General features: G+C 36.8%; 16 protein-coding genes, 1 tRNA gene and 1 pseudogene. 10 read left to right on the forward strand and 8 right to left on the reverse strand.

Annotation, left to right across the window (positions count from 1 at the left end; genetic code table 11):
• Positions 1-67 precede the first annotated feature (67 nt).
• The 6 genes from ISP73_03400 to ISP73_03425 are packed head-to-tail and all read left to right on the forward strand — an operon-like array spanning position 68 to position 5,177.
• Positions 68-298 (forward strand): acyl carrier protein, encoded by a 231-nt coding sequence (locus ISP73_03400; GenBank protein ID MBL6657633.1) that lies wholly within the window; start codon positions 68-70, stop codon positions 296-298.
• 16 nt (positions 299-314) lie between these two features.
• Complete coding sequence (gene fabF / locus ISP73_03405) at positions 315-1,559, forward strand: beta-ketoacyl-ACP synthase II (protein ID MBL6657634.1); 1,245 nt, start codon at positions 315-317, stop codon at positions 1,557-1,559.
• On the forward strand, positions 1,559-2,257 hold the full coding sequence (gene rnc / locus ISP73_03410; protein ID MBL6657635.1) for a ribonuclease III: 699 nt from the start codon (positions 1,559-1,561) through the stop codon (positions 2,255-2,257). The genes fabF and rnc overlap by 1 nt, the downstream gene beginning before the upstream one ends.
• Positions 2,258-2,295: 38 nt before the next feature.
• The gene (locus ISP73_03415; GenBank protein ID MBL6657636.1) at positions 2,296-2,691 is read left to right on the forward strand and encodes an IPExxxVDY family protein; all 396 of its coding nucleotides are present in this window, start codon (positions 2,296-2,298) and stop codon (positions 2,689-2,691) included.
• A 4-nt stretch (positions 2,692-2,695) separates the two neighbouring features.
• Entirely contained in the window at positions 2,696-4,117 is a 1,422-nt protein-coding gene (gene pyk, locus ISP73_03420) for a pyruvate kinase (GenBank protein MBL6657637.1), read from the forward strand.
• A 13-nt stretch (positions 4,118-4,130) separates the two neighbouring features.
• Entirely contained in the window at positions 4,131-5,177 is a 1,047-nt protein-coding gene (locus ISP73_03425) for a M42 family metallopeptidase (GenBank protein ID MBL6657638.1), read from the forward strand.
• Positions 5,178-5,228: 51 nt separating this feature from the next.
• Here the strand turns inward: ISP73_03425 and ISP73_03430 are convergent, their stop codons facing one another.
• From ISP73_03430 to ISP73_03445, 4 genes are all read right to left on the reverse strand, one after another.
• Positions 5,229-6,617: an OmpA family protein gene (locus tag ISP73_03430; protein ID MBL6657639.1), complete on the reverse strand. Its 1,389-nt coding sequence runs from the start codon at positions 6,615-6,617 to the stop codon at positions 5,229-5,231.
• A 91-nt stretch (positions 6,618-6,708) separates the two neighbouring features.
• Positions 6,709-9,402: a CotH kinase family protein gene (locus tag ISP73_03435; protein MBL6657640.1), complete on the reverse strand. Its 2,694-nt coding sequence runs from the start codon at positions 9,400-9,402 to the stop codon at positions 6,709-6,711.
• Between the two features lie 54 nt (positions 9,403-9,456).
• Positions 9,457-10,917 carry a deoxyribodipyrimidine photo-lyase gene (locus ISP73_03440; protein ID MBL6657641.1) on the reverse strand — a complete coding sequence of 487 codons (1,461 nt, stop codon included), beginning with the start codon at positions 10,915-10,917 and terminating at the stop codon, positions 9,457-9,459.
• A gap of 70 nt (positions 10,918-10,987) precedes the next feature.
• Positions 10,988-11,491 carry a YqhA family protein gene (locus tag ISP73_03445; GenBank protein ID MBL6657642.1) on the reverse strand — a complete coding sequence of 168 codons (504 nt, stop codon included), beginning with the start codon at positions 11,489-11,491 and terminating at the stop codon, positions 10,988-10,990.
• A 123-nt stretch (positions 11,492-11,614) separates the two neighbouring features.
• On the opposite strand from ISP73_03445, the gene ISP73_03450 reads away from it, so the two are divergent.
• The 3 genes from ISP73_03450 (at position 11,615) to ISP73_03460 (ending at position 13,015) form a co-directional block, all read left to right on the forward strand.
• Positions 11,615-12,022 carry a hypothetical protein gene (locus tag ISP73_03450; protein ID MBL6657643.1) on the forward strand — a complete coding sequence of 136 codons (408 nt, stop codon included), beginning with the start codon at positions 11,615-11,617 and terminating at the stop codon, positions 12,020-12,022.
• A 142-nt stretch (positions 12,023-12,164) separates the two neighbouring features.
• Positions 12,165-12,410 carry a hypothetical protein gene (locus tag ISP73_03455; protein ID MBL6657644.1) on the forward strand — a complete coding sequence of 82 codons (246 nt, stop codon included), beginning with the start codon at positions 12,165-12,167 and terminating at the stop codon, positions 12,408-12,410.
• 50 nt (positions 12,411-12,460) lie between these two features.
• On the forward strand, positions 12,461-13,015 hold the full coding sequence (locus ISP73_03460; protein MBL6657645.1) for a DUF4476 domain-containing protein: 555 nt from the start codon (positions 12,461-12,463) through the stop codon (positions 13,013-13,015).
• 118 nt (positions 13,016-13,133) lie between these two features.
• Here ISP73_03460 and ISP73_03465 read toward each other — a convergent pair whose 3' ends face one another.
• The 4 genes and pseudogenes from ISP73_03465 to ISP73_03480 all read right to left on the reverse strand — a co-directional run bounded on the left by ISP73_03465 (position 13,134) and on the right by ISP73_03480 (position 15,855).
• On the reverse strand, positions 13,134-13,496 hold the full coding sequence (locus tag ISP73_03465) for a hypothetical protein (protein ID MBL6657646.1): 363 nt from the start codon (positions 13,494-13,496) through the stop codon (positions 13,134-13,136).
• Between the two features lie 167 nt (positions 13,497-13,663).
• Positions 13,664-14,656, reverse strand: coding sequence for an alpha/beta hydrolase (locus tag ISP73_03470; GenBank protein ID MBL6657647.1), 993 nt, complete (start codon positions 14,654-14,656; stop codon positions 13,664-13,666).
• 216 nt (positions 14,657-14,872) lie between these two features.
• Positions 14,873-15,574 (reverse strand): annotated as a pseudogene (locus tag ISP73_03475) (endonuclease/exonuclease/phosphatase family protein).
• 204 nt (positions 15,575-15,778) lie between these two features.
• Positions 15,779-15,855 (reverse strand) — tRNA-Ala (locus ISP73_03480).
• 96 nt (positions 15,856-15,951) lie between these two features.
• Here ISP73_03480 and ISP73_03485 point away from each other — a divergent pair.
• Positions 15,952-16,368 (forward strand): RidA family protein, encoded by a 417-nt coding sequence (locus ISP73_03485; GenBank protein MBL6657648.1) that lies wholly within the window; start codon positions 15,952-15,954, stop codon positions 16,366-16,368.
• Position 16,369: the final 1 nt, after the last annotated feature.

Here is a 16,369-nt window from a genome sequence, read left to right on the forward strand (position 1 = left end):
CCTTCGCTTGTTTTATATTTAAAAAGTACATTTATTTGCAACTTGTTTAATAAAAAACTTTCATTTCATGTCTGATACTGCAACAAAAGTAAAAGCAATTATAGTAGATAAATTAGGTGTTGACGAAGCAGAGGTTTCACCAGAAGCAAGCTTCACTAATGATTTAGGTGCTGATTCTTTAGACACTGTTGAATTAATAATGGAATTCGAAAAAGAATTCGACATTCAAATTCCAGACGATCAAGCAGAGGCTATTGTCACTGTTGGAGACGCTATTTCGTTCATCGAAAAGGCTTAAATAAAACTCTTTTCTCATGTCAAGGCGAGTCGTAGTTACAGGTTTAGGCGCTCTCACTCCTATTGGTAACAATGTTTCAGAATACTGGAGCAATCTACTAAAAGGCGTAAGCGGAGCTGGACCTATCACACGATTTGATGCAACGCAGTTTAAGACTCGTTTCGCTTGCGAAGTTAAAGACTTCGTGCCAACAGATTTTTTAGACAGGAAGGAAGCGCGTAAGCTAGATATGTATGCCATCTATGCGATGGTGGCCGTTTCTGAAGCTATGGAAGACGCCTCTTTCGACCTAGAAAACATGGATCTTGATAGGGCAGGCGTAATATGGGGCTCAGGTATTGGAGGTTTAGACACCTTCTTAAAGGAGTGTGGCGATTTTGCTACTGGCTCTGGAGCACCACGATTCAATCCGTTTTTCATTCCAAAAATGATAGCCGACATCGCTGCCGGTCACATTTCTATTAAGTACGGTTTTAGAGGACCAAACTATGCTACGGTGTCTGCTTGTGCCTCTTCGACACACGCTTTAATAGATGCTTTTAACTACATAAAGTGGGGAAAAGCAGACGTATTTATCTCTGGAGGCTCTGAAGCATCAATTAATGAAGCTGGAGTGGGTGGATTTAACGCTATGCACGCCCTTTCAACACGAAATGAATCTCCACAAACGGCTTCTCGTCCTTTTGATAAAGAGAGAGATGGTTTTGTTTTAGGAGAAGGAGCAGGCGCAATAATACTTGAGGAATACGAACACGCTAAGGCGAGGGGAGCTAAAATTTATGCTGAGGTTGTAGGCGGCGCTATGACTGCTGACGCACACCACATAACCGCTCCACACCCTGAAGGGATTGGCGCTATGAATGTTATGCGTTTAGCCATAGAAGATGCCGGCATGAAACCAGAAGATGTTGACTATATAAATGTTCATGGAACATCTACACCGCTAGGAGACGTGGCTGAAGTAAAAGCCATTAAAGGCGTCTTTGGCGAGCATGCTAAAAAGCTTAATATTAGTTCAACAAAATCAATGACCGGACACCTTCTAGGTGCAGCGGGAGCTGTTGAAACAATAGCATCTATTTTGGCCGTAAAAAACAATGCTGTACCCCCAACAATTAACCACTCAACAGACGATCCTGATGTTGACCCTTCTCTAAACCTTACTTTCAATAAAGCAGAGGAAAGAGAGGTAAACGTAGCAATTTCAAACACATTTGGATTTGGTGGTCATAATGCCTGTGTAATGGTTAAAAAAGTTTGATGAAGTTTCTAGACTACATCAAAAACCAGTTAAAAACCAGAACCCCGTACGAAAAGAAACTATTTAATGTAATCGGATATTATCCAAATGACATTAACCTCTTTAATGAAGCCCTCACCCATAGATCTATAAAGAAGCGTTTAAAACACAATGAGCGTTTAGAGTACCTTGGCGACGCTATATTTGGTTCAGTAATAGCAGAAATGCTTTATACAAGCTTTCCAAAGCAAAACGAAGGTTTTTTAACACAGACACGCGCCAAGATTGTTGGTAGAAAAACGCTGAACAAACTAGCCATAAACATAGAGCTTAACAAATTATTGAAACACCAAGTAAGCTCTAACCGTTCCATTTACGGAAATGCACTTGAGGCTTTAATTGGCGCAATATTTTTAGATAAGGGCTACGATTTTACCGCTAAATTTATCGAAGAAAAACTGATTCAGCCATTTATTAACTTAAATGAATTACTTAATGAAGTAGTCAGTTATAAAGGTAAAATACTAGAGTGGGGGCAGGCAAACAAAAAACAAGTTTCCTTTCAGCTGATAAACTCTTATGGTAAAGACCACGAAAAGACGTATGAAGTTATGATATTAATTGAAAACGAAAACAAGGGTCAGGCTATAGGAACGTCCATTAAAAGAGCCGAAGAGTTGGCTTCAAAAGAAGCATACAAAGATTTAATACATTCATAAAATTAAATCCAAGATAAAGGGTTATTTTAGCAGCTATTATGGGAAAACAATTGTTAAAAATAGACTTGGATGTAAGTTTTTCTTTATTAGGTATTAGTTGCCATCTCAAAGATTACCGCTTTGCTTGGACACTTAACCATACGCTAAGAACACATTTTTTTAAAACTGCACCCTACATTACCCACAATTCAAACGCAGAGTTTGCCAGATATCAGCATCAGTCAGACTCAGAAGAAATAATGATATTTTCAAATAAATCGCAAGACGGCTTTTTGGTGCCCAAGAAAAAGCAGGTGGATTATTGGCTATTATTACAAAAAGAGATAGATGAACAAGACGTTCAAAAATATGTACGTTTAATTCGACAATCAGATTTTATATTAGCTGTATTTGAGGAGAATGATAGAAAAACAAAAGAACAATTTGTATTTTAAATTTATGACAAACAACAACACCAAAATCGTAGCAACAATGGGTCCTGCTTGCTTAAGCAAAGACACCTTAACAGAAATGATTAAAGCTGGCGTGAACGTATGTAGGCTAAATTTTTCACATGCCGATCACAAAACGCATCTTGAAACCATTCGTTTAATAAAAGAAATCAACCAAGAATTAAATGTTCATACCGCTATCTTAGCAGACCTCCAAGGACCTAAAATTAGAATTGGAAAAATAGCCGATGGTTCAAGACTTGAAGACAACACAGAATTTGTTATTACTACAAAAGAATGTGAAGGGGACGGCACTAAAGCGTATATCAACTATCAACAGTTCCCTAAGGACGTAAAAGCAGGAGAGAAAATTCTTATAAACGATGGTAAGCTTCAAATAGAGGTTGTAAAGACTAACAACAAAGACACTGTTGTTACAAAGGTTATTCATGGTGGAGAACTAAGCTCAAATAAAGGCGTTAACCTACCAAATACAGCTATTTCACAACCCTGTCTTACACCAAAAGACCTTGTAGACCTTGAGTTCATTTTAACTCAACCAATCGAATGGATTGGACTTTCTTTTGTAAGATCAGCACAAGATATTCTTGAACTGAAAAGACATATTGAAAAGGAAAACCATAACGCAAGGGTAATTGCAAAAATTGAAAAGCCACAGGCCATAAAGAACCTCAATAGCATTATTGATGTCACTGATGCAGTAATGATTGCTAGAGGAGACTTGGGGGTAGAAATTCCAATGCAAAAAGTGCCTGTTATTCAGAAAAAAATCGCCAAACAAAGCCTCGAAAAAGCAAAGCCAGTAATTGTGGCTACACAAATGCTTGAGAGTATGACAGACAGTGTGACGCCTACACGAGCTGAGGTTAACGATGTTGCAAACTCTGTAATGGATGGTGCTGATGCGGTTATGCTTAGTGGCGAAACCTCAGTAGGAGCCTTCCCATTACAAGCGGTTGAAACAATGAGTAAGATAATCACTAATGTGGAGCAAGAATTTTCTTCTACACGATCATATGAACTCAAAGAAACACATGGAGAGCGTTTTATTTCAGATGCCATTTGTTACCACTCGTGCAAACTTGCAGAGCAGGTCAGTGCTAAGGCTATAATTACAATGACGCACTCAGGCTATAATGCAATTGAGATTTCAAGTCATAGACCACCATGTAAAATTTATGCGTTTACAAATAACCACGCTATACTAAATACGCTTAGCTTAGTTTGGGGTGTAACAGGCTTTTATTATGATAATGAAACCGGGACCGACGAAACGGTTGCAGATACAAAACGAATACTTAAGGGAATTGGCTTACTTAGCAAAGACGATTTAGTTTTAAATGTAGCTAGTATGCCCATTAAAGAAAAAGGAATGACTAATATGATGAGGTTAAGTTACCTCAAATAAAAAACAAATAAAGATGTCGATAAACGTAAAACTACTTGCTGAAATATGCGAAGCGGCTGGAGCCCCTGGCCACGAACAACGAATCCGCGAAATAGTACTTAGAGAGGTTACCCCCTTGGTAGACGAGGTAAAGATGGATAATATGGGTAATGTTACTGCCATTAAAAAAGGTAGCAATAACAAAAAAGTTATGATAGGCGCTCATATGGATGAGATTGGGTTCATAGTTACTCACATTGATGACAATGGATTTTTACGCTTTCACACTTTGGGAGGATTTGACCCTAAAACACTAACGGCTCAAAGGGTAATTGTTCATGGAAAAAAGGACTTAATAGGGGTAATGGGAAGTAAGCCCATACACGTAATGACACCTGAAGAGAGAAATAAATCGCCAAAGACTACCGATTACTTTATTGATATGGGAATGCCCAAAGATGAGGTTGAAAAATACATTGGTGTAGGAAACCCTATTACTAGAGAAAGACAACTTATAGAAATGGGCAATTGCGTTAACTGTAAGTCGATTGACAATAGAGTTTCAGTCTTTATTTTAATTGAAATGTTAAGGGAGATTAAAGACAATCCATACGATATTTATGGAGTGTTTACCGTTCAAGAAGAAGTAGGGATAAGAGGGGCAAATGTAGCTACTCAAGAGGTACAGCCAGACTTTGGCTTTGGCTTAGACACCACTATTGCTTATGATGTTCCTGGTGCAGCGCCACACGAAAAAATAACTGAGCTTGGAAAAGGTGCGGCAATTAAAGTTATGGACTCTTCAACCATATGCGATTATAGAATGGTCAGTTATATGAAAGAAGTTGCTAGTAGACATAAAATTCCACATCAATTGGAAATACTTACTGGTGGTGGTACAGACACTGCAGGAATACAGCGATTTACACCTGGAGGATCTATAGCAGGAGCGGTATCCATTCCAACACGACACATTCATCAAGTTATAGAAATGGCTGATAAAACAGACATTAGAAACACCATTGATTTATTGCACTATTCGGTCAAAGAGCTTGACCAATACGACTGGAGTTTCAAGTAAACAAAAAAACCCTCAGAGATGAGGGCTTTTTTTACGTCTTATTGGGGTTAATTATTTTAAAAACAATTCCACCCGTCTATTTTTGGCTTTTCCATCTTCAGAATTATTATCTGCAATTGGGTTTTGTTCGCCATAGCCTTTTGTGAAAAGACGCTTGTCAGAAATCCCACGTTTTATTAGGTAACCTTTAACAATTTTTGCTCTAGAGTCGGATAATCGCAAGTTCATGTTTTCATCGCCATCAGTATCTGTATAGCCTTTTATGTCCAATTTGTAGTTTGGATTTTTCTTTAAAACATCCACAATGGAGTTTAATATAGACTTAGACTTTTTATTGATGTTGCTATTTCCGCTTTCAAAGTTTACAACGTATAATGATACTTTTGGCGCTGAAGTTTTCACCTTTTCTTCAGTTGGGTTTTGTTTTTTAACTTCTTCAGGGCAGCCTTTATTTTTCTTTGTTCCTTTTACTTTCGGACATTTGTCGTCTTTATCGGCAATGCCGTCATTATCAGAGTCGGGACAACCTTTTAATTTCTTTGACCCTTTTACTTTAGGGCAGTCGTCTTTGTTGTCAGCTACTCCATCATTATCGCTATCTGGACAGCCTGCCATAGCCTGTGTTCTCTTTTTATTTGGACATTGATCTGTTTGGTTTGGTATACCGTCTCCATCATTATCAGGGCACCCGCCAAGGCTAATCAGTCCTGCTTCATTTGGACATCTATCTTCTGAGTCTTTTACACCATCATTATCAGTGTCGGGACAACCGTCAAATTGTTTTAAACCAAACACCTCTGGGCATGTATCATTTCTATCGCTAATACCGTCTTTATCAGCATCTTTAGATTTGCCAAGGTTAAATGCTATTCCTACAGCGTGCTGCAGATACCTTTCCGTTTTGTTGTTGGCATTTCTATCTCTATCTATAAATAGCAGGGTTTCATCAAATGTAACACTTACAGTTGGAGAGATTTTTATGTTAAGACCTAAGCCTAAATCCGGGTATTGGAATTGATCCAATACATTTTCAGTTTCAAAGTCTTGGTCGTCATAAACCAATAAGCCAAAACCGGCAAATACAAAGGGCCGTACCAATACATCATCGTATTTGAATAAATGGAATTTAGCATTTAAGTTAAAAAGGGTTAAATCTCGTACCAAAGCCATATCTTCACAATAATACTCATCGTAGTAATGATCTTCATATTCGCCCCATAACGCGCTCAGTCCAAGGTCAAAGTGACTGCTAATCCTTCTAGAAAGGGTCAGACCGTTAATAAAATGGGAGTCTTCAAGGCCACCAAAGTCTTCACCTACATATCCGGCAAATTGTTCGGAGCCTAGCTTATAACCGATGCTCCATTTTTTATCTGGAGATTGTGAAAATAAACTGACCGACAGTAATAGTGCGAGAATTAAGGGTAATTGTTTTTTCATGTTTTTCGACTTAAGTCATTAAATTTTAATAAATAAAATTCACAAATGACTCTTTAAGGATACGCCGGCAAAGATATAAAATAAGAACAATTTACTGAAGAATTAATTTTTCAATACTACTTTCGTTTTCAGCATCTAAACGCAATAAGTAAACTCCTTTGGGTATAGAAGAAAAATCAACGGAGAATCCCAGATTCTTATCAGCCTCTACCACTAACACAAGCTCTCCAATAGTATTGAGAAGCGAGACTGTTTTAAGCCTTCCACTTTTTGGATTAGATATTATATTGACCATGCCGTTTGTCGGATTTGGGTAAGTTTTAATAGAGCCCAAGCCTTCATTCTTCGTAAAACCTACGGTTGGTTCTATAAACAATTCATCAGAAGTCATCGAGCAGTTTCCAGAGCTTACAACCAATTGATATAGTCCGCTTAGCGGAAAACATATAACACTATCGTTTGATAGTGCGTTTCCGTTCAGATACCATTGTAATTCATAATCTTCTGAAGATGAAGATACATCAGCAGATATAGAGCTATCGTTTTCGCTAATGTAAACATCAAGGATATCATCACATTTATCAAATACAGCCACAAACGACTCTTCCTCGCTTAAGTTAACTACTATTGACTCTTCTTCAGAAAATACAAAATCCAAACCACTAGTCCAATGGGAAAAAGAAAACCCGCTATCAGGAATGGCGGTCAAAGTAACAGAACAGCCGTTAAAATAAACGCCGCTCCAGGGTAGTTCTTCCGGGGTAATAGTGTTGATTTTCACCTCACCAGCATCTATGGGAAATGCATTAAGTGAAAGCTCAAAGCAACCGCCCAACCCCAAGGTATTATCTACATAGTATCGAGCGCCATCTAAACGCTCTTCGTTATAGTTGACAATATCATCGATATCGTTTTGCCATTGCTCTACTGAGTTAATAGTTCCATTCCATTCGTTTCCAAAACCCTGCCACCTTTCAATGTGGTCTGGCATGGCAGCCACTAAATTATTTTTTATAGCATTGGCTTTTTCTGAGAAGTTCTCAGGAATGAAGATTGTATTCATCAAATCTGCATAACGGTTAGCAAACTCACATTTGAACGTTTCGTTTTGTAAGGCTTTATTAAAAATCTCTGAATGATTGTTTGGGTAACCAGGGTTTGCGGCGAGGTATAAAAAGTTGTCCCAAGGGTTGCCCCAGAAATAACCAAACGAAGCATCGGTGTCATAAAGCACATAACTCCACTTTCCATCATCACTTTGTGGTCTCCATAGCTTTATGTTGTTGGCTCCCCAAGAAATACCCATCCAGTCAACATTTTGTATATATGTCTGAATTATAAAATAATCCATATAATTATCTAGATTAAACCGGTTGTCCATAAGTGTAAAAAAGTCAGGGCTGTTTACATCGGTATCCATAACCTCATTATACACATTATTGGCCTCTACCATATTTCCTGCCAAAGCCCCCCAAGAGTTTAGAAGATCTAAGCTGTCAGCAGGATAACCAAAGTTATCAGAGATATAATGCTCGTCTATTTTTTCTCGAACACCATACACCCCCCAATACTCTCCGTTCAAATAAACAATACAACCCTCGTACCCCATATTGTGGACATTGGTTTCGCTAACAACATTTGAAAAAATAGCGTCCTGAATTTTATCGCTCCAGGTGTGTTGTCCGCCGTTTCTAAGGTTAACGTTATTGTAACTTTCTATATGGCTTTTAGTGTTTATAACAGGATGTTCAAGTCTACCAGTATACTTTGATTTAAAGTCTAAACGAAAAGATTTTTGAGGTTCAGCCCTAGACCACCCCCCATGAATTTCTAAATCAAGAGATTCTTCGGCCCGTTTAACCTTATTGCTGTCAAAATATTCAAGTCGCGAAAATTTAGACCATGGCTGCCAAAAATTACTTCCAAAAAACGGATAATCTTCTTCAGAATTTGGTCCTGACACGTAAATACCCGTGTATTCATCCCATAAGTGCTCGGGGTTTGTGTGAATTGAAAAAACAGCGAGTCCATGGTTGTCTTCTTCAAAAATATATGTTCTGTCTATTATCTTAGAGGGCAATTGGTTAAATGCAAAAGACCGTGCCGATACAACAGTATTAGAGCTCATATTAATTGCCTCAACAAATACTGAGCCATTTGTGGTTGGCACATTCCCGTCGGTAGTGTAAAAGGTAATAGCGCCTTCAATATCGTTTAAGCAGCTTACCGATTCGCTTCCAGAATACCAGCCTGACTCTAGAGAGAGTGATGGGGAAGGGGTAATACCCTCATAGCAATAGCTAAGGTTGTTACTTCCGTTTGGAGTAGGTTCGTTAAACAAGCACCAGACGTTTTCGCCATCTGATGATCTTCCTTCACTTATACCAAAATAAATACTTGGATCAATTTGATTGCTGTCTAGTATAGTTGCACCGTCTGTGAGTAAAACGGTTTCTCCAGCAGACAACCTGAAGTTGGTGTGGTGATAATCTGTCCCACCACTAGAAATGCTAATATCTTTTCCAGAACAATGAAAGATCACAAATCCGTACGGTCCAATAAACAGCTCTGGCAAGTCCCACTTTGCTAAATTATCTTGGTTGTCGCTGAGAAAGTAGGTGGATAGGTCTATTGTATTTGCTGAAGAATTATAGAGTTCAATCCAGTCGTTTTCATTCCACTCACCGTCAAAAGCCCAAAAGCCTTTATTTGCTGAAATTTCATTTATTACAACCTGAGCATTAAGCGCATTACAAATAAGCAATAGAAATAATACAATTCTCATTTTAAAAGAACTTGTTAGTTGTCGTAAAGATAAGTATAATAAACATTATGTATTTCATTTCGGTTTTACAGACGGCCTTACATGAATTTTAAGAAGTTTTTCAGACTCCTCTTTCACTAATGGGTCTTTGCGTAGGCTCCAAAGCTGATTTCTGCTTGTTTTAACTGCTTTTACGGGCTCTACTATTGGGGCTGGATAATCCAATGTTATTCCTTTGGAAAGCAAATCAATCGGCGTCATCTCCCATGGACGATGAATAAAAGGAGTCTCTATTTCGCGGAGTTCAGGCACCCATTTTTTAATAAACTCACCATCGGGGTCTTTTTCTATTGATTGTTTTACGGGGTTGTATATACGGATTGAATTTATTCCGGTAACTCCTGCCTGCATTTGAAATTGAGTGAAGTGAATGCCAGGCTCATAATCCAAAAACAACTGAGCAATATGATACACTCCTCTACGCCAATCTTGATTGAGGTGGTGGCATAGGAAAGACACAAGCATTGCTCTCATCCTGAAGTTTATCCATCCATTATTAATGAGGCACCGCATACTGGCGTCAACAAGCGGAAAGCCTGTTTTTCCTTCTTTCCATTTTTGCAATAAAGAATCGTTGTTATCGTACTCCATTTTTTCATAGCCTTTGTTGATACAGAACAATTCGTATCTACAATCAGTTTCGAATTTCTGAATGAAGTGTGAACGCCATTTTAATCTAGTTAAACAAGCATCAAAAGAACGTTTGTGTGATTTGTAGTTAGGGTCTGTTTTAACTTTTTGAAACACTTCACGAACGCTAATATTGCCCCAGGCTAAATAAGTTGACAAACGGCTGCATGACACTCTGCTTTTTTGTGGGCTTGAAATGTGTCTAGAATAATTCTTTCCCCTTTCGTCAAGAAAAGAGTTGAGGTATTTCACAGCAAAAGACTCGCCTGCTGGCTGATAGTTGTTTGGATAAGCCCCTAATTTAGGATGCTTTTTTACATCAAAATCATAGGGGCTTTTATCAAGGGTTGGTGAGCTTTTGCTAAAGGTGTTTTGAATGCATTCAGAATGAGCGTATAGGTACCAGTCTTTATCCCATCCCAACCTGTGGTTAAGTCCTCTTTTTACAGATTGATTTTCAAATTCATGCCATTCAACTCCTCTGTTTTTTAAAATTTTACCTACGGACTTATCCCTGTCCCAAGTTGTTTTAATGCCACTTTCTTGATATGAAAACACCTTTGATATAGAATACTCCTCTGTTAAATATGAAAACACCTCATCAGCATTTGCATAGAAAACATGTACATTCCTTTTATAGGGCTTAAGGGACTTATTAAGGTCTAAAATAGAGTGGTAAACAAACTGCTGATGCCTCAAACTACTGTCAGGATGAGACAACAGATTAGGCTCAAAAATGTAGATAGAGATGTAATCGTTTTCATGATTTTCAGCATGAAAAAAAGGCTCATGGTCGGAGGTTCTTAGGTCTCTTTTGAGCCAAACGATATTTAATTTTTTTGTCAAGGTGGGGTAGAGGTGCAAAGATACGGAAGTAAGAATAAACCGTAAACTTCAACAAACTAAAAAGCGTCTTTTATTTTTTGTTTATCAAGTAGTAACCTAAGCAAATCGACAAAATAGAAACACCAAAAAACAACACATCCATAGGGGTTGTAAAGTTCGGCGTTAGCTTCAGAATTTTCTCAAAAAATTTTACAATTAAGACAATGATAATGACCTTAATTATCTTGTTTTTAAGTTGATCCAGACTACTAATTTTTAATGTGGACTCAGAAAATTTACCTTTCGCAAAATCAATTTCACTAATGAAAAGTTCGTATACACCAAAGCCAAAAATGAGCAATACAATACCGATTAAGAATAAATCTATTGACGAAATAATTTTGAATAGCAGGTCATTGTTATTGTTTACCTCTACATTAAACAAGGGGTTTTGATAAATGATCGAATACATAATATCCCAGCTTCCTATAACAAATAAAGTAATTGAAGCTACTATGGATAGTATTACGGAAAGAATTACTACATATCGCAAGTTCCAAAGTGCTTTTTCAAATTTATTCTCAAACATTGACATTGGGCGAAAGGTTTAGCGGTTAATGTAAGTCCAAAAATATAAAAAATGATAGTTTTTATAGGCTTTGGCATAAAAATGATTGTTTTTTTGCGTTATTTGAAAATAACTTTAACAAATAAAACGATGAAATTAAAAACAATTTTTTGGATTGCAGCAGTACTCATGCTGTTACAGCTTTTGCCATTATTTGGAGCAATGATATCTGAAGACGTTAAAACAATGCTTATTGTTGACGCTTTTGGCTATGACACAATATCCGAAGACGCTATGACTATTTTTGACACATTTGCGTTAGTAATAGGCTGTGTAGGTCTTGGATTTTTCTTTCTAATGGTAGGCGCAACCTCTATTTTAGAAGTAGCACCTTTGAAAAGACTATCCTTTTTATTTTTTGTAGTGATGGGTTTCTTTGCTCTTCCTGATTTAGTTAATGCTTTTTCAGGAAATCCAACAGCCCCATTACCAGTAATAATACTGAATTTAGCAGCTTTGGGTCTGCTCTATTATGGAAGTAAAAAAGGAATCGCATAAGTTTTGAACCACTAACCCCGCTCAGCAGAGCGGGGTTTTTAGTCTTACTTTAAGGTTAAAAAGCCATAGCTTTTAAAAAAAGAAAATGCACCCAGTATAATCAATGTTAAATTTTTTTTAGATTTAGAAAAACAAATTCATTATGAAAAAGATAACCTTTTTATTACCCCTGTTTATATGCTTTTTCGTTTTTTCTTCGTGTAAGAAGTGTAAAGACTGTAGCTGTTCGCAAGTTGTTTCTCAAACGGGAATGCCAGATGTAAACCAAACAATTGAAATCAACGATGTGTTTGACGAAGATCTGGAGGAGATTGAAGGCGCAACGACCATCACTCAAGTAGTTGATGGATTTACACAAAACATAGAGCAAACGTGTGATTGTAACTAATTGCTCGACTTTATTAAACCTTAATTATTTATCACTTTAAAATTCAAAAAATGAAACACCTAACATTTATTTTCACCCTATTTCTTTCATTAGGTCTGAGCGCCCAAAACGGCTCTACATCTATCAATATGAACATTAACATGAATATTGAAGATAATACTCAGAGTCAGCCAGAACCTACGCACAATTCAAATATGAACATCAACTTTAATGTTCAAGAATCGAATACAACCCAACCTGCACCAGAGCCTGTACAAACCACAAAACCAGAACCTGTACATGTTTCTGGCTATACTGGAAAAGTGGGGTGCACACCACCAACAAGTGCAGAAAGGGTTGAGGATATGGCGAAAACGGTTAAAAAACAAACCTTTAATGACGACAAGGTTCGTGTAACAAAACAAATTATCCGAACGAATTGTATGACTCTTGACCAACTGCTTATTTTATTAAACAATTTTGATTGGGATGATGGTAAGCTAGAAATAGCAAAGTTTGCATACGATTATGTGTATGATCTTGAGAATTATTACAAAGTTTACGATCTTTTTACCTTTAGTAGTAGCGGTGAAGAATTAGAGGAGTTTTTAGATAGTAAATACTAAACCTCCTGAATATTATAAGATTTAAAACCCACTCATTTGAGTGGGTTTCTTTTTTATGTAATTAAGCGTTCTTATTTCGAACATTGAATAAAATGACAGTTAAAGAATTAGATTTGCTTTAGTAAAAACTCAAATCGAATTGATTATTAGGGGCTAAATTTTTTAATTTTCTTCTATCTTTTGTCGGAATGTTAATAACAATTACCGTTCCTGTTTTACAATGGCAAGCAAAGCATAGCTCTACTTTTGAAGAGTCAAAATCGGATGTGATGTAATTCACTTCTATTCCTTCTTCAGAAAGGTAATCATTTACCCCTGCGATGTAACCATCAGTCGAAAATGTGTCTAAACTAAAGTAGCTATCCCACGGATTAAAACAAGCAGTTAAGTCCCAACGCATTGACAAAGGCTCGTCTTTAGTGCAAGAAGCAAGGAGAGTAGTAAGCGAGATTATTAATAAAGGAAAATTTATACTGTTCATTGGGGTTTGAGAATCAAAACTTAAACAATATTACATAACAAAAACTTTAATTACAAAATGATATGCAAAACCCTTACATATTCAAATCAATTTGAAAAAAGCGGAACGTTCCGTATATGGTGCGTATCCCGAAGGGTATGCACTATACACCTTGTTGAGTGCAGTTTTTATTCGACATTCAAACTTTGGTTCTCCACTATAAAATCAAAAGATAAATCTGATAAGCTTTTTCCATTCACAGTAGCTCCCCAAGCACCATGACCTTTGCCTTCTAATGGATAGTACACAAAATCAATTTTATTTGTTTCCCATATAGTTTTTAAATCTTCTGCACTACTAAAAGGTACGGTAGGGTCTTCTGTGCCATGAGCTATAAACAATGCTGGGTCATTTGAGTCAAACTTTTGGTAACCATAAATTGACTCCAGTATTTCTATAGATACACCGGAGCCCCAAAAGTCTAAAATTGTTTTTACTTCATAGGTTTGAGAAAGATTGGTAGTAGATAAGGTGTTATCTTCACTTAAGCTTATTTCATCTTTATAATCACCTAATTCTGATACACCAAGCCCAATAGACGTAATTGCTCCTGCTGAACCACCGCCTACAGTAATATAATCCGTATTGATGTGATAATTGTCAGCATTAGCTATAATCCACCTTAAAGCAGCTTTAGCATCTCGGTGAGCAGGGTACATTGCGTATAGTTGGTCAAGTTCTGCAGGGTCTACATTAGTTGTCGCATCTATCCATTCTTGTGGAATTGTTCCTTTATCGCCTCTAAGTCTGTAGTCAATTGAAAATACAACAAAGCCTCTAGAAGCGTAATAATTTGCCATATAAACTAATGCTTCCTGTTGTTTTGAACCCCCAGAAAATCCACCACCGTGAATTAACATCAGTAAAGGACGATTTTGCACATCATTGTCTGGAACATAAGAGTCCATTAATAACGGAACTACAGAGGTATTGGCACTATTCCAACTATCATGACTAAGTCCTTCAGCGTAAGTGATATCTTCCGCAATAGATACTTCATAGGTAGTATTCAACTTGACTATTGGTGCAGATATTACAGGTGGACTTATGTTGTCACCATCTTTATTACATGATATCAAAGACACCATGATTAGTAAACTTGCAAAAATCTGTTTCATCATAAATTAACCTTTTAAATTTTCTTCTTAGACTCTTACAGTCATCTAAGGTTTAATGTAATTACCGCCAACGGTTGCATATAACCGTCAATTACGGGTTTTAAGTTACTAATTTTCGATTAAGCACTAACGCTCGCAATTCCGAGTGGATTCGGACGTAGTCGAATCCGCCGTAATTGCGGTTATACATTGTTGGCGTGTCGTTATTTTTTCAGTATCAAATTCACATATAATTGGTAAATGGTCACTTACTTTTAACCAATCACTTATTTTTCCAAATTCCATTTTTTTTAATCCATTTATAAATTCTTTACTGCCAAAAACATAATCGATATGATATGGCTTTTCTAATTTTCTATGCAGGAAAAAAGTCGGTCGAGTTTCGGTTCCTTGCTCTTCTTTCCAATATTTATGATATAAACTTTCAATTCCGATTTCGTTCAGTTCAGCCACAACATCAGAGTGATTCCACCATCTGTCCCATTTGTCCCAAATCTTGTTGCTGTTAAAATCTCCAATAATTAAGCTCTTATTTAAATTCGGTTTGTTGACTTGAAGATATTTCCATAATTGTCCAATATATCCAAAAGTTGGTGATTTATTGCTGTGATTCCAAACTGCTAATAAGTCAAAATCTTGATTTACAGAACAAGGTAAAAAGTGTTTTACTTTATGGTCTTTAAAATTGTCTGACCAATCCAGTCTTTTTAGTTCTATATCTTTCTTTGCAAAAATTCCAATTCCTTTATTCTTGGTGTCTCCAATCCATAAATAATTTTCTACCCATTCATTGTATTCTTTGTGTTTGGTTTCTGCTGGATTTTCACACTCTTGGATTATATGTATGTCAGCATTAAAGTCCGTTAAATTCTCAAACTTTTTTCTTAATGCTCCATTACAATTCCAAGTAATAATTTTCAATTTGAGTTCTGTTTTTCTAATGCACGCCAACTTATAAATATATGCAATACTAATAAAAAAGTATACATTACATATTGTACAATACAGTTATGTTTTTGGCTACCCTAAATCTAAACAATACTAAAAATGTCAGTTAGTGATTTCATTAAAATACTTTAAGGTCTATTAAAAAAAGCGAAACACAATTATGATAGTGTTCCGCTTTGGTGGAGAAGATGGGGCTCGAACCCACGACCTCTTGACTGCCAGTCAAGCGCTCTAGCCAACTGAGCTACATCCCCAATATTGAAGTGCAAATGTATTTATTTTTGAGTTAATTTTATTAGATTGCTATTCTCCATAGCATTGAGTATTTTCGCACAATTAATTTTAGGTATATGAGTAGTAAGAAAATAGAATCGACCAAGGCACCTGAGCCCGTAGGCTTATACCCTCACGCTCGCCAGCACGGAAATTTATTGTTTTTGTCAGGGGTCGGCCCCAGAGAACGCGGCACTAAAAAAATACCTGGTGTAGAGTTAGACGAATCTGGAAACATTGTCTCTTATGACATAGAAGCCCAATGCCGTTCAGTTTTCAATAATGTCCGAACTATCGTTGAAGAGTCAGGCTCTTCATGGGATAAAGTCATTGATGTGACGGTATTTTTGACCAATATGAAAGACGATTTTAAAATCTACAACAAGGTATATGCAGAGTTTTTTGCTGACAATCAGCCCTGCAGAACAACGGTTGAAATCAATTGTTTGCCCACACCCATTGCTATAGAATTAAAAGTCATTGCTACGATTTAAG

The sequence above is a fragment of the Flavobacteriales bacterium genome (genome assembly GCA_016779935.1).
Lineage (GTDB): Bacteria > Bacteroidota > Bacteroidia > Flavobacteriales > UBA7312.